The 19,274-nt window shown below is 68.7% G+C and carries 19 protein-coding genes; 12 read left to right on the forward strand and 7 right to left on the reverse strand.

All coding sequences use genetic code 11. The features are described from left to right. Positions 1–133: 133 nt before the first annotated feature. The 3 genes from JF597_RS43140 (at position 134) to JF597_RS43150 (ending at position 2,354) form a co-directional block, all read left to right on the forward strand. Complete coding sequence (locus tag JF597_RS43140; protein ID WP_294009608.1) at positions 134–517, forward strand: hypothetical protein; 384 nt, start codon at positions 134–136, stop codon at positions 515–517. Between the two features lie 47 nt (positions 518–564). Further along, positions 565–816: a hypothetical protein gene (locus JF597_RS43145; protein WP_294009610.1), complete on the forward strand. Its 252-nt coding sequence runs from the start codon at positions 565–567 to the stop codon at positions 814–816. Between the two features lie 539 nt (positions 817–1,355). Beyond that, a complete protein-coding gene (locus tag JF597_RS43150) occupies positions 1,356–2,354 on the forward strand; it encodes an NAD-dependent epimerase/dehydratase family protein (RefSeq protein ID WP_294009613.1) in 999 nt (332 codons plus the stop codon). A 1-nt stretch (position 2,355) separates the two neighbouring features. On the opposite strand, the gene JF597_RS43155 is transcribed toward JF597_RS43150, so the two are convergent. Then, a complete protein-coding gene (locus tag JF597_RS43155) occupies positions 2,356–3,681 on the reverse strand; it encodes a DNA-binding protein (RefSeq protein ID WP_294009616.1) in 1,326 nt (441 codons plus the stop codon). A gap of 330 nt (positions 3,682–4,011) precedes the next feature. On the opposite strand from JF597_RS43155, the gene JF597_RS43160 reads away from it, so the two are divergent. The 9 genes from JF597_RS43160 to JF597_RS43200 all read left to right on the forward strand — a co-directional run bounded on the left by JF597_RS43160 (position 4,012) and on the right by JF597_RS43200 (position 12,177). Continuing rightward, positions 4,012–4,485 (forward strand): ATP-binding protein, encoded by a 474-nt coding sequence (locus tag JF597_RS43160; protein WP_294009618.1) that lies wholly within the window; start codon positions 4,012–4,014, stop codon positions 4,483–4,485. Between the two features lie 81 nt (positions 4,486–4,566). Beyond that, positions 4,567–5,598 (forward strand): hypothetical protein, encoded by a 1,032-nt coding sequence (locus tag JF597_RS43165; protein WP_294009621.1) that lies wholly within the window; start codon positions 4,567–4,569, stop codon positions 5,596–5,598. 79 nt (positions 5,599–5,677) lie between these two features. After that, entirely contained in the window at positions 5,678–7,189 is a 1,512-nt protein-coding gene (locus JF597_RS43170) for an amino acid permease (protein WP_294009624.1), read from the forward strand. A gap of 33 nt (positions 7,190–7,222) precedes the next feature. Further along, positions 7,223–8,563 carry a glutamine synthetase family protein gene (locus JF597_RS43175; protein WP_294009626.1) on the forward strand — a complete coding sequence of 447 codons (1,341 nt, stop codon included), beginning with the start codon at positions 7,223–7,225 and terminating at the stop codon, positions 8,561–8,563. Positions 8,564–8,764: 201 nt separating this feature from the next. After that, complete coding sequence (locus JF597_RS43180) at positions 8,765–9,790, forward strand: radical SAM protein (protein WP_294009628.1); 1,026 nt, start codon at positions 8,765–8,767, stop codon at positions 9,788–9,790. Then, the gene (locus tag JF597_RS43185; RefSeq protein ID WP_294009631.1) at positions 9,787–10,455 is read left to right on the forward strand and encodes an AAA family ATPase; all 669 of its coding nucleotides are present in this window, start codon (positions 9,787–9,789) and stop codon (positions 10,453–10,455) included. Before JF597_RS43180 ends, JF597_RS43185 begins: the two co-directional genes overlap by 4 nt. Beyond that, on the forward strand, positions 10,418–10,921 hold the full coding sequence (locus JF597_RS43190; RefSeq protein WP_294009633.1) for a hypothetical protein: 504 nt from the start codon (positions 10,418–10,420) through the stop codon (positions 10,919–10,921). The genes JF597_RS43185 and JF597_RS43190 overlap by 38 nt, the downstream gene beginning before the upstream one ends. Then, a complete protein-coding gene (locus JF597_RS43195; RefSeq protein ID WP_294009635.1) occupies positions 10,918–11,709 on the forward strand; it encodes an STM4013/SEN3800 family hydrolase in 792 nt (263 codons plus the stop codon). The genes JF597_RS43190 and JF597_RS43195 overlap by 4 nt, the downstream gene beginning before the upstream one ends. An 18-nt stretch (positions 11,710–11,727) precedes the next feature. Then, on the forward strand, positions 11,728–12,177 hold the full coding sequence (locus JF597_RS43200; protein ID WP_294009637.1) for an NUDIX hydrolase: 450 nt from the start codon (positions 11,728–11,730) through the stop codon (positions 12,175–12,177). Between the two features lie 402 nt (positions 12,178–12,579). On the opposite strand, the gene JF597_RS43205 is transcribed toward JF597_RS43200, so the two are convergent. From JF597_RS43205 to JF597_RS43230, 6 genes are all read right to left on the reverse strand, one after another. Then, positions 12,580–14,196: a DUF2637 domain-containing protein gene (locus JF597_RS43205; RefSeq protein ID WP_294009640.1), complete on the reverse strand. Its 1,617-nt coding sequence runs from the start codon at positions 14,194–14,196 to the stop codon at positions 12,580–12,582. Between the two features lie 65 nt (positions 14,197–14,261). After that, positions 14,262–17,696 carry a LysM peptidoglycan-binding domain-containing protein gene (locus JF597_RS43210; RefSeq protein ID WP_294009642.1) on the reverse strand — a complete coding sequence of 1,145 codons (3,435 nt, stop codon included), beginning with the start codon at positions 17,694–17,696 and terminating at the stop codon, positions 14,262–14,264. Further along, complete coding sequence (locus JF597_RS43215; protein WP_294009644.1) at positions 17,696–18,148, reverse strand: Tad domain-containing protein; 453 nt, start codon at positions 18,146–18,148, stop codon at positions 17,696–17,698. The genes JF597_RS43210 and JF597_RS43215 overlap by 1 nt, the downstream gene beginning before the upstream one ends. Continuing rightward, positions 18,148–18,609: a TadE/TadG family type IV pilus assembly protein gene (locus tag JF597_RS43220; RefSeq protein ID WP_294009646.1), complete on the reverse strand. Its 462-nt coding sequence runs from the start codon at positions 18,607–18,609 to the stop codon at positions 18,148–18,150. Before JF597_RS43220 ends, JF597_RS43215 begins: the two co-directional genes overlap by 1 nt. Further along, a complete protein-coding gene (locus JF597_RS43225; protein WP_294009648.1) occupies positions 18,606–19,031 on the reverse strand; it encodes a TadE family protein in 426 nt (141 codons plus the stop codon). Before JF597_RS43225 ends, JF597_RS43220 begins: the two co-directional genes overlap by 4 nt. After that, positions 19,031–19,270 (reverse strand): hypothetical protein, encoded by a 240-nt coding sequence (locus JF597_RS43230; protein ID WP_294009650.1) that lies wholly within the window; start codon positions 19,268–19,270, stop codon positions 19,031–19,033. The genes JF597_RS43225 and JF597_RS43230 overlap by 1 nt, the downstream gene beginning before the upstream one ends. Positions 19,271–19,274 lie beyond the last annotated feature (4 nt).

Genomic DNA, 19,274 nt, shown 5'->3' on the forward strand with positions numbered 1-19,274 from the left:
TCACCGGCTTCTACAACACCCGCCGACTGCACAGCGTGTGCGGATACCGGAGCCCGACCGACTACGAACGAGACCATCAGGCCGACCCCACCGTGGAGCTGGCCGCTTGAAAGACCTCCACGACGCGAGGGGATTGACAGAGCGCACCCGGATGGTGGCCGACCGGATCGCCCTGTTCCAGGCGGCCATCATCGACTTTCAGCAGCGCGTGGACGCCGAGGCGCGCGCGTTCATAGCCCGGCAGCTCCCGTACCTGTACGAGCAGGGTGCGCGCGCCGCTGCCGAGAGGGTCGGCGGGCACTTCTCGTGGACGCTCATTCACACCGAGGTCCTGCAGTCGCTGGCCTCCGACAGCTACGCCGACCTCCTGCGACGCTCGGAGGAGGAGCAGCGTATGGCTGCGGTGTTCTACCGGGCGGTCCGGGACACGGCACGCCACGAGGTGCCGTTGCTGGCCGCCGGCCACACCACCGCCCTGCAGGCGGCGAAGGCTCTCGCTGACCGGCTGACCGGCTGACCGCCGAGCATCAGCTCACCTATGTCATCTACCGCAACGGGGCCCGGATGCCGGTACGGGCATGGGCGGAGGCGGCGACGCTGGCCAAGAGCGCAGTCGCCTACAACGCGGGCACCCTCAACCGAGCACGCGAGGCGGGCGTGCAGTACATGGAAGTCTTCGACGGAGCCGGGTGCGGCTGGATCAGCCACCAGGACTCTGACAAGGCCGCGGGCACTCTGCGGACGGTGGAAGACGCCGCTCAGTGGCCGATCTCCCACCCTCGTTGCCAGAGGGCGTTCGGCCCACCTCCGGCCTGAAGCGCGTACTGGTGTATGCACGAGGAAGAGGTGAATGCGAAGTTTGTTCGAGGTGTAGCGCGAGATCGCCGACGTTCGCGCCCTGGAGCTCGACTCGTACGGCATCGCCGAGCGGCTACGCTCCCTGCGTCCGCCGACTACCTGACCAGGCCGCCTGTCATTCCTCCGCCCTGGCAGGGCAGGAGCGGCGCATTAGGATTCTTGTCATCGGCGGAACGTGGTTCCTGGGCAGAAGATTGCGGAGGATCGCGCGCGAGACTCGCTGCGCGCGGGCCCGAACACCGACGTGGCCGCGGCCGGGGTGTCCTTGAAGGAGATCAGCCGGCGCGGCCGTTGGTCCCAGGACGGCCGGACCGCGGACACGGTCTACGACCGACCGCACCAGGTCGGGCAAGAGGATCCGATGGACCGGGTGCCTATCGGCGGGTTCGCCGGCGCGACGAGAGCCCGCGCTGACGGAATCCGCTGTCGTTGTCGCTCATGGTCACTTCCGCCCGCCTCCGGCTGCACGGCAGGATCAACCCATGAGACTTCTGGTCATGGGCGGGACATGGTTCCTGGGCAAGCACGTCGTGGAGGGCGCCCTGGCGCGAGGGTGGGAGGTCACAACCTTCAACCGCGGGCGCTCCGGACGCGATGCGGACAGTGTGGAAGCAGTTCACGGAGACCGTACACACCGCGTCGACCTGGAGCGCCTTGCCGGGCACGGCCCTTGGGATGCCGTGATCGACACATCGAGCTCCGAACTGCCCCCGCGCGACGTCCTGGCGGCCGCGACCGCGTTGCGCTCGGCCGCCCGCCGGTGGGTACACATCTCCACCGTGTCCGTGTACGAGGGATGGCCCCACCAGCCGCTCACCGACGCCTCACCGCTGCTCGACTGCCCGGCAGACGCCGACGAGTCCTACGGCTACACCGGCCCGGACGGCTCTCCGACCCAATACGGGTTCCAAAAGGCCGGCGGAGAGCGCGCCGTGACCGAAGTGTTCGGCAGAGCTGCGGTGTTGCTGCGCCCCGGTGTGATCCTGGGGCCGGGCGAGTACGTCGGCCGACTGCCCTGGTGGTTGGAGCGAACCAAGCGCGGCGGTCGCATCCTCGCGCCCGCCCCGGCAGAGCAGCGCATCCAACCGGTAGACGTTCGAGACGTGGCGCAGTTCGCCCTCGACCAGGCGGAGGGCTCCTCGGGAGGCGGCTTCAACGTCACCCACCCCGAAGGCATCACCTTCCGCGGCTTCCTCGAAGCGTGCCTTGCCGAGACGGGCGGCGCCGGGGCACCCGTGTGGGTCGACCCCTCAGTGCTGATCGAGCAGGGCGTGAAGCAATGGACGGAGCTGCCCCTGTGGCGCACTCACGCGGGCGTGTGGGCTGTTGACTCCAGCAAGGCCGCGGTCGCGGGGCTTCAGTGCCGGCCGCTTGCCGACACCATCCGGGACACGTGGCGGTGGTGGGCTGGGGACGGGCGTCCCGTGGACCACCCGCGGTGGGCGGAACACGGGATCGCGCCAGAGAAAGAGGCGAAGATCCTCGCCTCTCTGTAGGTCAGCTCTCGATCGCGAGCAGACCGACGTGCGGGCCGATGCGATGCGGCGGGGAGACGCGGTTGAAGTCCTCGATCCGCTCCCTCAGTTCCGTGGGGACCAGAGAGCCGTGGTACTCGGGCCGGTTCAGGTGCCTCCCGATACGGGCCGTGCGGACGACGATGCCCGTCTGCCGATGCTCCTCGGGAACCTCCCACACCGGCTGTAGGGCCTCGGCCGCGCCGTCCACGTCGCCCGCAATGAGGCGGGCGTGGGCGAGGTCGGCGGCCGCACCTGCCCGCACGTGGGCCGACTGCTCCTCACTCGGCCGCTGCGCGATGAGCTCCAAGGCGCGCCGCGCGTCGGCTTCGGCCTGCGCGGCGTCGCCGATGACCAAGGCCGTTGTGCTGGTGGACATGGCCAGGCGTTCCACGGAGAAGGCGAACTCACCGCCCACTCCGTCGTGTAGATCGTCCCGGCGGCCCTGCCCGTCCTCTGAGGACAGCAAGATTGCTTGGCGGGCTGAGGCGACGTCGCCGAGGTGCGCATGAGCTCGGGCCTTGATCGCCTGGTGCCGCCGGTTCGCCATGTCCCCGAGACCTCCGTAGGACAGAGCGCGGGCGGCCTTTGCCACCGCCTCGGTGGCGTTGCCCGTGTGGTAGGCGATGTAGGCGAGCGTGCCGTCAGCGAAGGCTTGCAGCGGCGTGAAGCGGGTTGTCTCGCCGAACACCGCAGCGGTGCGCGCCAGGCTACGGGCGCTCGGGAAGTACCCGAGATCGAACGCGGCGACCGCGAGAAGTGCGGCGGCCTGCCCGTTCAGGATCATGAGCTGTTGCTGCTGGACGGGTACCTGCGTCCGGTCCCGCTGCCTCTCGATGGCCAGGCGCATCCGGTCGACGCTCTCGTAGGCCTCGGCGGGCGGCATCAGGTGATACCTACAGGCGACGGCCTCCACCTGGTCGCGCAGTTCGTCAATGGTGTTGTCGGAGATGGACGCCGAAGCAGTTGCGTCGGCGCCCTCAAGGGCTTCTTCTGCGGTCATTCGAACTCGTTCTTCCAGGTCATTCGCGGGTGCCTGGGGATCTGTTCCCGGCGGCGGCCCGAACAGCTGCTCAGCCGTGTAGCCGGGCCACATTGCCTCAAGAATCTGGCAGGCCTCGGGGACCGGCAGCCCCTGTAACTGACCGCCCGTCCACCGCCGGAACTGCGTCTCGCCGCATGTTGGACTGGCGCTGCCGTTCCCGAAGATCCGCACGCCGTGCTGGGTGAAGCCCTTCGCGAATTGGCGGTAAGTGACCTTGTCTCGGGCGCACAGCCAGGCCAGCAGCGTCCTCGGCTCAGTCCTCATTCCGCCCCCAGTCTGCGAGACGCAGGCGGTTGGCCTACGAATCGGATCCCTTCTCCGGAAGGGGATACCGCCGTTACTCCCGGGGGCAACATCCCCGCCGCAGAAGCCACTTCAAAGCTACCCCGGGGCCACTTCAGTCGCCCGGAAGTGTCGAAGAAGCCACGTCGCAAGTCATGGCGAAGCTACCGGGGGTGGGTGAACTCTGATCGCCTACTTCGCTGAGAGTGCTCGCCTGAGCACAGAAGCCAGGGAGTCACCTCAATGCCCCCAAAACCTGTCGGAGTTACGAGCCTGTCGGCGGCGCCGTTTCTCGTTCCGGTCCGCTATCCCGTGACCGACGGATTCGACATCGCGATGCCGGCCGCTGCGGCGAGCGTCAGGCAGGCACGGCGGGTCGCGCGGGCCTGGTGCCGCTATTGCCGGGTGCCGGACGACCTGATCGACACCGTGCTTCTCGTCATTTCCGAGATGTGCGCGAACGCCATCTTGTACGGCAGGTCGGACAGCATCGGCGTACGGGCGTGGCTGCCGTCCTTCGGCGTACTACGCGTCGAGGTCGCCGACTACACCCCATCCAAGCCTCCCGCGGTGCAGCATCCATCGGCCGACAGTGAGAACGGCCGCGGCCTGTTCCTCGTCGACGCCGTGGCGGCGGACGCGGGCGGCGACTGGGGCTTCACCGCAGACGGCACCCGCGCCTGGTGCACGCTCCCCCTGCCCACCGCGGAACCTGCTCACAGCTTCTCGGTCCGAGTCCCCCAAGCCTCGACCCAAGATCCCGCAAGTCCCTACACCCACCTCTAACTCAAGGCCTCCCCCATGCCTTCCTCCTTAACGATCGGCGCCGTGAGCCCTCGACGAGACATCCACGGCACCCCCGACGACATGACCGTCATCGTCAGCCCCGTCGGCGCTGACGCCGACCTACGTGCCGCCCTGGAAGACCTGCGGCTGGGGCGCTACGCCGCCACCCGCGATCTACTCCGCATGACGGGCCAACACTGGGCACTCCGCACGAGCCGCAGCCAAATACTTGCCGCCGTCGCCGATCCCGGCGTCTTCAAGATGTGGCACGACGAGGAGCCGCACCACCCGGACGCGGCCATGATGTGGGCCAGAGCGCTCTCCCGGGCCGCAGTCGACGCCTTCCATAGCGGCAAGAGCGAGCACATCGTGGGCCGTGCCGCTCGAATGGCCGCGGAGGCGTGTCAGCGCGCCAGTGACCTCCTGCCGGCGTGTCCGGTGCCGTGGATCGACCGGCTACAGCTCACACAACTACCGTTTCGCCCGGAGGCGTTCGACCCCCATGCGCACCTCCGCCCGCAGCCCTGGAACATGCTGCCCGCGGAAGACGTCCGTAGCCACGGCATGTACCACCCCGGTCCCTGGCCCCTTCTGCGCGAGGCCGATCGCCGGGACCCTGGCAGCCGCGAGGCGCACCACCAGATGCGCCAGGCCCTCATGGTCCACAGTGGACTCGGGGCCGCGAGGGACTTCTCGTTCTGGATCGTCTCGAAGCGGCTGCGCAGCCTGGAACTGCTGATGCTGCCCCTCTACGCGATCATGGACAAGTACCGCGCAGAGCACGGAAGCGGCCAGTTCGGCGCGTTGCAGTTCTGGCAGCGAGCACAGGTCGGGCACTACGCCTGCCAGGCCTACGACCGGTGGTTCGCGGACATCCCCGCAGACGGGTACCCGTGGCTGTCCATGACGGACCTCAGCCATCTCGCGCACGCCCTGGTAGCCACCGGCGAGAACCAACGCGCCGCAGCCGTGTTCCGGGCCATGGGCCCCTACGCCACCGCCCAGCCGTGGCAAGACGTCAACGCGAGCCTCGGCCGCTCCAGGGACTGGAGGGACTGGTTCGTGACGACCCGCGACGCCACCCTTCGCCGCTGGCCTGAGCCTGCCGCTTGAGCGTCGCCAGCCCCCTCTACTTGGCGCCCCCACGCCAACCGTCTGTCCCATCCCCTTCTGATGTGAAAGTGGATCTCTGGTGTCTCACAGAAGAACCAGCACCCCGGTCGCCGACGACGCCGTCTTGGCCGAACTCGGGATCAAGCCCGAACTGAACCGCCGACTGAGGCTGTTCGACTCCTACGCGATCAGCTTCGCGGTGATCTGCATCCTGGCCGGCGGCATGAGCCTGTTCGGGTTCGGCATGAGTCACGGCGGTCCCGTGGTCATGCTCGGTACCTGGGTCGGCATCGGCTTCTTCACCCTGCTGGTGGGCCTGTCCCTCGCCGACGTCGTCTCCGCCTACCCGACCAGCGGCGGGCCGTACTTCATGGCCGAGAAGCTCGGCGGCGCCCCCTGGGGATGGTGGACCGGATGGCTGAACTTCCTGGGCCTGCTCGGGGCCATTGCCGGTATCGATTACGGTGCGGCGGCCTTCGCCGGGGCCTTCGCACAGATGCAGTGGGGCATCGTCCCCACGACCGGCACCACCATGCTGCTGTTCGGTGCGATCCTCCTGGTACACGGGCTGCTCAATAGTGCCGGGGTCCGTCTCGTGACCGTTCTGAACGCCATCTCCGTGTGGTGGCAGCTTGGCGGAGTCGCTCTCATCGTCGGCACCCTCACCCTCGCCCCGGCCCAGCACCAGAGCCCGTCATTCGTGTTCACGCACTTCCACAACGACTCCGGCTTCTCCAGCCCCCTGTACGTCGTGCTGGTCGGCGCCCTGGTGGCGGGCTACACGTTCTGCGGCTACGACGCCTCCGCGCACGTGGCCGAGGAGACCACCAACGCGCAGATCTCGGCTCCCAAGGGCATCGTCCGCTCGATCTGGGTGTCGTGGGTGGCCGGGTTCGTCCTCCTGGCCGGCATGCTGTTCGCGATCCAGGACTACACGGCCACGCAGAACACGGCGACCGGGGTCCCGCCCGCGCAGATCTTCCTGGACGTGCTGGGCGCCTCCGGCGCCAAGGCGCTGCTCCTGGTCGTGATCGTGGCCATGCTGTTCTGCGGCAACGCCGAGGTCGCCGCGTGCAGCCGCATGGTCTACGCGTTCTCCCGCAGCCGCGCCCTGCCGGGATGGCAGAGCTGGCGCCTGGTCAACCAGCGGACCAAGACACCGACCCGCGCCGTCTGGCTGTCCGTCGTCGTGCCGTTCGCACTCGCTCTCCCCGCACTGTGGTCCCCGGCCGCCTACGGGGCCATCACCGCGATCAACGCAGTCGGCATGATCCCCGCGTACGGGATCCCGGTCTTCCTCGCCCTGAAGAAGGGCCGCCACTACCAGCCGGGCCCGTGGAGCCTGGGCCGCATGCGCCGGCCGATCGCCGTCGTCGCTGTCTCTTACGTCGTGCTGATCACCGCCGTGTTCTGCCTGCCGCAGTCCCGGCCCATCAACGGCACCACCTTCAACTACGCCGGTGTCACCTTGCTGGCCGCGCTGCTGCTGGCCTGGGTGACCTGGATAACGCGCGGCAAGAAGTCCTACCAGATCACTGCCGCCCGCACCGCCGCCCAGCCCGACGAAGCCCTGCTGAACGAAAGATTCTGACCAGCAATGACCACCGATCTTTATCCCGAAGACATGACCGGACGCATCGACCTGGAGGCGCTGAAGGAGCCCATGCGCCGCGGCGGCATCCGCACGGTAATGGCGGCCATCCCCGACATGCGCGGCCACCTCAAGGGCAAGCGCCTCAATAGCCTTGCGCTTCTCGAACGGCTCGGCGACTTCGGCGGCAATCGTGTGGCGGAGGCCTGCGCTTACATCCTGGCCACCAACGCCGACATGGACCCCTTGTCCGGTTTCGACCTGACCAGCTGGAGCGACGGCTTTCAGGACATGGGCGTCGATGCGGACTGGCGCTCGCTGCGGATGCTGCCCTACATGTCCAGTCTCGCTCTGGTCCACTGCGACGCCGTCGACCTCGACGGCACGCCCATCGAGGTCGCGCCCCGCCAGATACTGCGCCGTCAGTTGGAGAGGCTCGCCGGGCTCGGCTACCAGGTGAAGATCGGCCTGGAGAGCGAGTTCGTCCTCTACAACGGGCCCGAGCCAGCCGTCGGCCGCAACATCGACTACGACTTCGACCTCCCACCGCAGACCGCAACCTTCCTCGGCCACCTGGAGACGGTCCTGCCGGACGCCGGCGTGCCCATCGAGGCAGTGAAGCCCGAGGGCGCGCCCGGACAGTTCGAGGTGACCTTCCCCTACACCAGCGCCTCGCCCCTGGAGGCCTGCGACAACTACACGGTCTACCGGCACGCGCTGCGCCACACCGCGCAGCAACACGGCATGACCGCCTCCTTCATGGCCGCACCCGAAACCGGTGTCGGCAGCGGCCTGCACCTGCACCTGTCTCTGTGGCGGGACGACCGTGCGGCCTTCGCCACCGCCTCGCACCGGGACATGCCGACCGAGGCCATGGGGCACAGCATCGCCGGACTCATGGGCGCAATGCCGCACCTGGCGCCGTTCTTTGCCCCGACCACCAACGCCTACAAGCGGTACGCCAGCCGGCACTCATTCGCCCCCTATTTCATGAGCTGGGGGCCGGACAACCGCGGCTGTGCGATACGCGTGACGGGCCACGGCCAGGGCACGCACCTGGAGGTCCGGCTGGGCGGCGCCGACGCCAACCCGTACCTCCTGACCGCCGCTGCGCTCGCCTCCATCGCCCACGGTCTCAGCAAGAAACTGACTCTGCCGCCCCCGTGCCTGGGAGACGCGTACGCCGATCGATCGTCCCTGCCATTGCCCCGGGACCTGACCGAAGCACTGAGGGACTTCCAGACCAGCGCACTCGCACACGACCTGTTCGGTACGCCGCTCGTCGTCCACTACAGCCGCGCCGCCCAGGCCGAGGTAGACGAGCAGCAGCGCACGGTCACTGACGTCGAACGCCGGCACCTCGCCACCGCCTGACCTTCGGCGGCGGTGCCGGACGCCGTGCGCGGCAGGGTGTTCTGCTGCCGTGTACGACCCCAACTCCCGGTGCGGGCCTTCCACCACCGTGTTCCCCCACGGCACAGCGAACACCCGCACCGGGTTGCAATCCCTGTGTCTCCCCGTCTCCCCCGACGGGGAGACACAGGGGCCGACTTCACGGATGGGCTGGAGGCCAGCATGCAAGAGCTGACCAGGCCGGTAGAAGCCGACGCGGTCGACTTCACGGCCCTGCAAAACTTCGTTGCTCTGCGCGGGCAACTCCGCGTTTCCTTCACGCCGCGGTGCAACATCGCGTGCTGGTTCTGCCACAACGAGGGCGACGTCCCGCCCCCATTGACGAGGGCGGACCGCTCCTTGCAACCGCGTGCCAGAGCACTGCATCCGGATGGCTACCTGACCTTGATCCGCGCCCTGACGGCCGCGGGACTCAAGCGGGTCTACTTCACCGGCGGGGAGCCGCTGACTTCCTCCATGGCCCGGCCGGTTCTGGAAGGCCTGCCGGAGCAGGGGCCGGATTCCTCCTACACCCTGATCACCAACGGGACCCGCTTCCGCACCAACCGGGCGTGGCTGAAGGGGACCCGCCTGGACAAGGTGAAGGTGTCGCTGCACTACTTCTCGAACGAGAGCCTGCGTGCCATCGCCGGTACTTCCATCAGCATCGACACCATCCTCGACGGCATCGAGGTGGCCCGGGAGACCTTCCCTCAGGTCGAGCTGAACACTCTCCTCCAGCAGGAGAACGCGCACGAGGTGGAACGCATCCTCGACTTCGCGCTGGAACGGCGCCTGCCCGTGCAGTTCATCGAGCTGGTGGGCACCGACTTCAACGAAGCCCGAGCCGCCTCGGCTTCCTCGGCCGATGCGATCCTCGCCCACCTGCGCACGCTGACTTCGGACGAGCACGTGGAAATCGCCGGGGTCGGCCAGGGCCGGCGCGTCTTCCGCATCGACGGCATAGAGATCGACGTCATCCACCGCAACCTCGGCCGTCACCATGTTGGACAGTGCGGCACCTGCCGACTGCGCAGCCAGTGCGTGGAAGGCTTCTGGGCCCTGCGCGTGGACCACAACGGCGGCGTACAGCCCTGCCTGCTGCGCGATGATCTGCGCCTGAACGTGGCCGGTCTCCTCTCTGATCCGGACCGGCTGGTCGCGGCCGTGGCTGCGCACGTCACGTCATTCACCGAGGGGACGCTATGACCCCCGCACCGCCGCCGTATCGGCCCTTCTACTACGAGACGGAGCCGTACCCGGTCGTCGTCCTGGAGGGCGTCTCCGGCATCGGCAAGTCGACCCTGGCCGGCCTTCTCGCCAAACGGCTCAAGGCCTCCCGCATCCACACGCTGACCGAGCCGCACACCGGATGGTCCTCCACCACCAACGCCGACCTGCGCTCACTGCCTCAGTTCGCGTTCTACCTGTCCGGCGCTCTGCACACCTCCGACCGGATACGCCACGCCCGCGCACACGGCCCGGTCGTCGCAGATCGCTACCTGTCGTCAGTCATCGCCTGCCACGCTGCCGTCCACCGTGTCCCCGTCGACGCCGTCACCGCTCTCTTGGAGCCCTTCCGCTACTACCTGACAGAGCCCACCCGCACCTACTACCTGCGGTGCTCGGAGAACGAGCTCCGCGAGCGGCTGGCCGTCAAGGCGGACGTGAAGAGCGACGACACCGACCTCCTCACCATCCCCGACCGGCTCCCGCGGCTGCTCGCCAACTTCGCCCAAGCGGCCAGTGAAGACGACACCGCGGTCTGGCTCGACACCGACGCCAAGCCGCCGGCGGAGCTAGCCGACTGGATCGTCGCCGACCTGGAGCGCAACTGTGCTTACCCCCATCGACCCGGCCGCCGTCATCCGTGACGGCGGCGCAGTCGGGCAATACCCTGGCCAGATCCACGAAGGCGTCGGATGGTGGCTCGGCGCCTGCCTTGTGGTCACCGCCAAGGCCTCCCGCCTCGCTGTGGCCCACGACGGGCACCCGGTCAGCACCGAATTCGCTGACCGCCTGTGCCAAGGCGCGATCAACGCCCAGCACTACGCCTGCACCGTCCGCTACCTCGGATGGCAGCCCGAGGAGGAGCTCCTGGCCGAACTGAGCGCCATTGAGGCCCCGGGTGCATGGCTCTCCTCGGAGACCGCCGGTGACGCGACCACCGTACGGATCCGCCTGTACACCGCGCAGGGCACACTCCTGGATAACACCAATGGGCTCGCGACCATCCGCAGACTCATCGCCCAGGACCGCGTTCCCCGTCCCGTGAACTCCCAGGCCAAAGGCACGATCGAGCCGTGGCCCCCCGCTTCGGCCGACGGAGGCCGCCCATGATCGACGCAGCACAGATCATCGAGTCCGGTACCAACATCCTGTTCGTGACCTTCGACTCCCTGCGCCACGATGTCGCCCACAGTGCTCTTGAGGACGGCCGTACGCCTCGCCTTGCCGGGCTGCTGCCCGGCGGGCAGTGGGAAAGACGGCAGACCCCAGGGACGTTCACCCTGCCTGCGCACATGGCGTTCTTCTCCGGCTTCCTGCCCAAGAAGCCGGAGCCGAAGCAGCCGAGCCGCCTGTGGGAATGCCGCCCGCCGGCCTTCAAGAAGGTTCCCCCCGAGACGTTCGTGTTCGACGCTCCGAATCTCCTGGACGGACTCGCCCTGCATGAGTACCGCACTGTGTGCGTGGGTGGAGTCACCTACTTCTCTCAGGAAACGCCCCTCGGCTCGGTGCTGCCAGCGATGTTCCATGAGGCGCACTGGCGGCCCGAATTCTGCTCCCCCGAGCCCGACTCCTCCCGCCACCAGGTGGACCAGGCCCTCGACATCGCCGCCCGATACGACGGCCGGCAGCCCCTGTTCCTGTTCGTCAACATCTCCGCCACACACGTCCCCCACGGTCACTACCTGAACAGCAGTTCTGACAGCACCGCCTCGCAGGCCGCGGCACTCGCCTACGCCGACGCTCACGTGGGCCGACTACTCGACGGGCTGTCCGGGCAGTGGCTGGTCATCATGTGCGCCGACCACGGGGACGCCTACGGCGACGATGGTTACTATGGTCGCGGAATCGCCCACCCCGCGGTCTTCAACGTGCCGTTCGCGGCTTGGGTGCAGGCCTGACCGTTAGGCTCACCCGGCATGAGCACTGAAGTGATGCGTGACGCCTCCGTGGTGGTGGCTCGTGACACGAAGGGCCTGGTGGCGCTCCTGAGCGCCGACTTCCCCAATCACGGGGGTGAGTTCCTCTTCCTGCCCGGCGGTCGCTTTGAGGCCGGCGAGTCTCCGCTTGAATGCGCCCGTCGAGAGCTTCGCGAAGAGGCTGGAGTTACCGCAGAGGGGTGGCGTTCACTCGGCGCGTACGCGATCACTCTCAGCTCCACGGCTCGCGTCCATCTGTTCGAGGCCCGTGAACTCACCCTCGGCGCACAGGACCTCACCGAAACGGAGCAGGACTTCAAGCTCATGTGGTGGCCGATGGCTGACGCCATGCAGGCCGCCCACGCGGGGCGGTTCCTCTTACCTGCCGGACCACTGGCTCTCTTCCTGGCTAGCGAAATCACCCAACAGGGCCAGCCTTTTAGCCGGTAGCGCCTGGATGGTTGCGCTCATCCAAGACGCCGTAGATGCGCGCAGCTGCCCACCCCTGCATGGCACGAAGCACCGGATCCCGCCGAGTCGGGATGCCTGACTCGCAATGACGGGCTACTGCCTGCCGGTGATCTTTTCTGAGGTGGCATGAATGTGGGTGGTGTTCGAACTTCTTGCTGGCAGCCACCCATCGCGGTTGAGCGTCCCCGGAGCAGGCGATGGCATCGCCGAACGCTGGCGGTCAGGTGGCGCGGGTGCCATCACGTCAGCAGAGCACGACCGGTGGTAGAGCGCCGCCACGCACACCAGGAACCGGAACGTCTTCTCGGGGTCGTACAGCGCGTTCTGGCGGCGCATCCGGGCCTTGACAGCGGCCTCGGCCGTCGAAGGGATCCCGCGGAGTCATGTCGTGGGTGTTGTTGGTGTGGTGAGGGTGTTCCAGCGTCGTTCGAAGTCGTGGCTGTGTGTGGTGATGTGTGCGGCGCTTACGGGTTTGTTGTATTGAGCGGTGACGCCGCGCTGGGTGCAGTCGTGGGCGACGGTGTCGGGGGAGGGCGTGGGGGTGTGGACACGGTGTTCGGCCCATATGGTGTAGATGCGGAAGGCGAGTGTGTAGCGGCGCAAGGTCGAGGGGTTCAGGGATTTGTTTGCTCGGCCGAGCATGCCTTTGTCTGCGAGGCGCACTGAGAGTTCGTCGGCGGTGGGTTCACGTCCGTACTGGGTGCGGTGTTCGGCCCATGCCTGGTAGTAGCGATCCACGAGGGTCGGGCCGCCTGCCCGGGGGGTGCTGCGCTCCTCATTCTGTGCGCTTGCCGTGGGCGCCACGTCGATGGCGTGCTGCTCTTCTGCGTGGGGACGGGCTGCAGGTGCCGGAGCATGGGGACGGGCCGTGCCCGGCGGGCGGTCGTGATCCGGCTGCTTCGTACCGTGGTTGCCCACCCGGGTGCGGGTTGAGTCGCTGCTCCTGTCACTTCTTGGGCTGAGGTCGGGGGCGAGGCTGTCTCCTCCCGCCTTGACAGTGATCGGAAGGGTGGCGCTTGGGACGCCGCTGTTTGGCTGCTTTCCTAACCGGCGGGACAGTACTCGGTGTGCTGGCGCATCCAGGCCGTGCGCCTCTTTGTGCCGCAGAACCGTTTGCACACTCCCGGCCTGGTCCCAGGACATTGCCGTCTGGGAGATGTCGGGGCGGTGTGAGGCGGGCGTGGTGTCGTGGCGGGTTGTGGTGAACGTCCAGCTGGAGTCGGCGTTTGGTGCTTGGCCGGGTGGTGCGGGTGGCAGGAGGCGCGGTGGTTCCTGGTGTTCGGTGTAGGTGGCAAGTGTCTTGTGTGGTTGGGTGACTGGTGCGGTCGCGCGGCCCTGCGCGGGGCGGTTGATGTCCGCGTGAACGCCCACTGCCGCTTGCCCGTCCGGAGCCGTGTCTGCCAGAGGGACGCCGTACTTGGCGAGCCGCAGGGGCATCAGGAATTCCACCGGGGCCTTGCGGCGCCATGCCCGGCCGAAGCGGGAGCGCAGTCTCGCCTGGTAGACGAGTCGTTCCTGCTCCAGCTTGATGACCTGGTCGTAGGAGCGCAGCTCCCACAGCTTCATCCGGCGCCAGAGCAGGAACGTGGGCACCGGGGAGAGCAGCCAGCGGGTGAGGCGGACCCCCTCCATGTGCTTGTCCGCTGTGATGTCCGCGATCCGCCCGATCGCGTGGCGGGCGGCTTCGACCGCGACCACGAACAGGATCGGGATCACCGCGTGCATGCCCACGCCCAGCGGGTCCGGCCAGGCCGCCGCGCCGTTGAAGGCGATCGTCGCGACGGTCAGCAGCCAGGCCGTCTGCCGCAGCAGCGGGAAGGGGATGCGGATCCAGGTCAGCAGCAGGTCCAGGGCGAGCAGGACGCAGATGCCCGCGTCGATGCCGATCGGGAAGACATAGGCGAAGTTCCCGAAGCCCTTCTTGATGGCCAGCTCACGGACGGCCGCGTACGAGCTGGCGAAGCCGATCCCGGCGATGCCGGTCGTGCCGGCTGCCACTGTGGTGATCAGGACCCGCTGAGCGGGGCTTGGCCGCGGCGGGCTTGGCTGCCTGTCGTCGTGTGTCACTGGCCGGGGTTCCCACACGCGTGGTTGGGAGAGCTGTGGCGCGCGTGAGGCCGGGTGCGGAGGAGCTCGTGGATGAGCTGCGAGGTCTCGATCTCCAGTGAACAGTCCAGCGCGCGGTTGACCTGCTGGACGCGGGAGATCGCCATATGCAGTCCTTGCCGGTTCCCGGCCGCGTGCTCGATCCGGAGCCAGTCCCGGTACAGGAGCTCTGCCGTGTCGTCGACTTCGATACCGGTCGCGATGGCCTGCCGGGCCGCACTCAGGTCATGGTGCGGGCCCGCAGGCGTGCGGTAGGTGGCCACGGTGTGCGCGACGTCGATGATGCGCGTGACCATGTCCTGCAGGTACGGCTCAGCCCAGGGGAGCGGCTTGCCCCCGAACGGACGGCCGCGGACCAGTGCGAGCGCCTTCTCTAGATCGGTGAGCCCGGAGGGGCCCAGCGGCAGAGCGCGTTCCACGAGCTGCAGGAAGCGAGACCAGTCACAGCGCACCCCGGGAGCGAGCCGGTACGGGTCCTCCCCGGAACTGCGGCGCGGCACGTAAGGGCTGCCGGCGGAGTCGCTGCCCAGAGACCGGCGCAAGCCCTGCATCCGCGCATTGAGGGTGCTCGTCGACCAGGGGCTGACGGGATCCATGTCGTAGCACAGCACGTCCGCGCTCCGGCCAGGCCGGAAGAACAGCAGCGCCGCGAGCTGTGCCATCCGCGGGCCGTGGCCGGTGTTGTCCACACCGGTCACTTCGAGGGGACCCATCACCCTGATCTCCGGGGCATGCAGATCATGCGTCTCGCACTCAGCCGCCTCGGATGATGCGCCGTCCGTGACAGCAGGTTCCGCGTCGTCTTCGGTGCCCTCTCGGCTCTCGGCGCTCGGGGCCGCCGGCACCGCGGGGGACGACGGATCGTTCTCCTCCTCGGCCTCCGGTGCCGGCGTTGTGGTGGGCAGGAGACGCAGTCCCGACGGATCGGTGGTAGCGGCGAGCAGGGCAGGGAAGACCTCGCCGCTCAAGTCTGTTGCCGACGCCACGGGGGGAGGTGCGGTCGTCGCGGGATTGGCGGCCGCTGCAGCTTCGCGCGGCTGCAACGTGCGGGCCTCGTCCGGGACGTCCTCCCACGGCCCCTCGGACGGGTGTGCTGGCTGCGCGGACACATGCAGCGCCGTGGTGATCTGAAGATATGAGGCGTGCTCCAGCCGCTGCACCGTGATCTCGGTGCCGACGGAATCGAGATGCTGCGGTTCGCTGACCGAAGCATTGAGGATCTCCGCGTCCGGGAAGTGCGCGGCCGCTGTGCTCGCCGGTGCGATGAGGGTGACGGGTACCGTGCGGGACTTGTCGATGACGTCGGCGAACTGCCAGGCCGTGTCCGGGTCCAGAGATTGCGCGCACAGCAACAGATAGGGCTGATGGCTGGTCTCCGGCATCTGGTGTGCCTCCAGGAGGCGTTCGCTCAAGTCGCGTAGCGCGTGCGCTGCCTGCCGCATGTGGGCAATGCGAGCGGTGGGCAGCAACTGCGGCAGGTCCCCTCCGAACCCGATGGTGACGACTTCGACGTCGCCGGCCCATGGGTTCATTCCGAGTTCCAGGGCGAGCGAGGTGCACACCTCGGTGATGTGGACCGGATTGCCGTCCAGCAGCAGGGCAGGCACCCGGGCGAGGTTGAGCAGCAGCAGGTCACCCGCTGCGGTGCTGCCGATCGTGACCAGCCCCGGATACGGAGGCGGTACGTCGCGAGCGGTGTCCTCGTCCAAGAGGACGGCGCCGGAGCCCAGAACCCACCAGCCGCCTTCCCCGAACACGAAGGGAGCCAGCGGCTCCTGGGCCAAATCCTCGGGCAGTACCTCGAGGGTCCGCGCACCGATCCGCGCGGCCCGCAGCGCAGGCAGGACCGCGGCCTCCTCCGATGCCACGTGGTGGGCGAGGGTCCGCAGAGCTACGTCCAGCCGGACGGCTCCGCCCGGTTCGGCGGCCGCCGCCAATGTGGCCTCGGCAGGAGAAGTCTCCGACGCGATCGCGATCGTCTCGCCGGGCCGTCGGCGGCGGCGCTGAAGCGTCCGCCGCAGGGCGAGAGCACCAGTGACAGCGGCGGCCAGGAGAGCGCCGGCACCGAGAAAGGAACGCAAGTCCAGCGGGCCGTCGGTCGGTGCCGACGCCGGAGACTGAGACGGCGTGGCTGCGGGGGAGGAGCCCGACGGGCCCGACGCGGACGCCGGCGGCGAGGCGGGCGCGGAGGCGCTGGTGCTGGGCTCCGGCCTCGCGGTTGCCGTTTCAGAGGGAGAGCCCTGCTCCTGCCCGGGCAGTTCAGCGGGCCGGCTGCTCGGCACGCTGGGAGCCGACGACTCCGGAGCGGTGGTGTGGCTCGGTGCGGGAGTCTGCTCACTGCCTGGCTGCTCGGCGCTCGGGGGAGCGGTCTCCCGATCCTGGGTGTCGTTCCCCTCTCCGGAGCCCGTGTCGCGGGACGGCTCGGTCCGATCAGGCTGAGCACCGGGCACGGTGACCTGCTGCCCCGGATAGATCATGTCCGGGTCGGTGATTTCGGGAAGGCCGTGCGGCTGCGGCCTGCCCTCACTGGCCTCGAACAGCTCGTGCCACGCGCCGCCGTCGCCGAGTTCCTCCTTCGCGATCTTCGACAGGTAGTCGCCCGAGTGGACGGTGACGACGTGCTCGATCCCCTCGCCGGCGGTCTCAGGCTCGCCACCGAACTGCGTATGCACCCCTGGCGCCGTCCCTCGAGCGTCGGGCATCTGAAGCTGCCAGCCAGGCTGGAGAAAGCTGTTCGCGCGGAAGACCGTGCCGTCGACCATGGTGTGGCCCTCGTTCAGGTCGGCGATCTCCCGCCACCGCTCGCCGTCCCCAAGCTCGTGGTCGGCGATGCCCCACAGGCTCTCCGCAGGCCGCGTCTCGCGCACCGTGTACACCGGACGCGACGTCGACGTCCTCGCGCTGGACGGCGAGGCCTGCTCGGCCTGGGGAGACACCGAAGCCTGGGCTGTCTGGCCGGGAATGCGGGCTGCGGACGTGGCCGGCGCGGCCTGGGCAGACGAGGCGAGGGCCGAACTCGTGGGCAGCAGAACGAGAATGCTGCCGATCAGAAAGGCCGCGGCCCGCTGGGAGGCGCCCAGACCGCGCGGGGCGTGCCAGGTCCGGCCGCCAAGTTGGGCGACCAGCTCGCGTACGGCGCAGAACGCGAACTGCGCCCACCCGATCCAGCCGACCGCGACGAGCAGCAGCAGGAACGCCGCGCCGGTGTCCTGCCGGTCGAGCACGTGTGTGACGTCGTCGTGGGTGGATGCCCAGATGACGGGGGTGACCCAGGCGAGCAGCAGCGGCAGCCCGGCGACCGCGGAGGCCAGCACCAGCAGGCCCAGTACGGCCTTGAGTACCCGGGCCAGGGTGCGGCCCGCCGCCGCGGCGGGGGAGGGGGTGGTGCGCATCAGTTTCCTTCGGGAGCGGTGACGCCGTGCAGGAGGGTCGCCGTGCCGTGGCCGGTCACCGACAACGAGTCGATCCCGACCGCCGACAGGAACGAGGTGGCGTACGAGCCGGTGACCGTGACTGTGAGGGTCTTGCCGTCGCCGGACACGCTGACCGTGCCGGTAGCGCCGGCGGAGCGCAGGTAGGACTGGGCTGCGGCGGAAGCGGCCTGCGGGTCGACCACGATTGCCTTCCCGCTGATCGCGTCGGCGGGATCGATGGCCTGCCCGCCGGCCCGGGCGGCTTCGCCGGCGATGTAGTCGGCGCGTTCAGTGGCACGCATCTTGCTGCCGCCGTCGACGGCGACGCCGATGATGCCGATGAGGGCGACGACGCAGATGGCGACGAACACGGTGACACCGCCCCGGTCGTTCAGCGGCTTGAGGCGCAGGCCGAGTTGGCGGAAGATCATCAGTCGCCTCGCTGCCGGTACTGGTCCACCACCGAGGTCGCCGTCGACGTGAGCGTCTTCGACCCGGGCACGCCGGGAAGCAGGAGGTCGGACAGATCGACCGTGCAGATCACGGTCGCGGTGACCGTGCCGACCTGCCCCACCGGCACGCTGAGACCGCTCGTGTTGATGCTGACGCTGGTCGATGCGCACTTGATTCCCTGATCGTTGAGGGACTCCGCGGCCGCCGCCCGTGAGGCGCTCTGGGCGGCGCCGGCGGTGCGGTGGATGGACGCCTCCCTCGCCGCGTCCTCGGCCGCCGAGTCGATCTTTGCGCCAGAGGTGACGATCCTGCCGCCCGCGATGGCCATACACAGGAACATGATCAATGCCGGGAGGACGATCGCCGCTTCGACCGCGGCGCTCCCCTCGTCGCTGCGCAGTGTGCGTACCCAACGGGCGACTGATCGCACGTGCTTCACCCCCCGGGGACGGTCCAGCGCTCCACAGGTCCGGACGCCGACTGCGTGATCGTGAGTCCCGGAACGCCTGGGAGCATCGAAAGGGCCGTGCCGGACACCTGGACGCGCACCCGCTGCCCGGTACTTCTCGCGGCGACGCTGTATCCGCGCAGGCTGTCACCCGCGGTGCGGCCCAGCACGCTCCGTGCCTGGGCGGCGCCGTCGGCGGGGCTCGACTGGTAGGCACGCGCGGCGGTCAGGCCCTCGCGGGCAGCCGTCAGGGCGATCTGCCGTGCGTAGTACCACATGGAGGCCTGGATGACGGCGACCGGGGCGAGCAGTACGAACGGGAACACGATCGCCATCTGGATGGATGCGTCCCCGCGGTCGTCACGCCACCGCCGCCCCCGCCACCAGTCCGTCAGCCGCGTGGGTGGTCTCATCACAGGCCGCTGAGCTTGCCGTTGTACTTGGCGATCACAACGGCGATGGTTCCGGCGATCAGGACGGCGCCGGTGACGGCGGCCACCCAGATGATGACGGTCGTGGTGGAGATGTCGCCACGGTCCGGTCGGCGGGCGGCCTCCTCGAGGCCTTCCTGTAGGCGGGTGGTCACGCGGAGGACCGCACCGTTGGCGCGTGCCCACACAGCACGGCGGGTGCGGGCTGCGGTGTACTTCATGTTC

This window comes from Streptomyces sp. (assembly GCF_019510245.1).
Classification (GTDB): Bacteria; Actinomycetota; Actinomycetes; order Streptomycetales; family Streptomycetaceae; genus Streptomyces.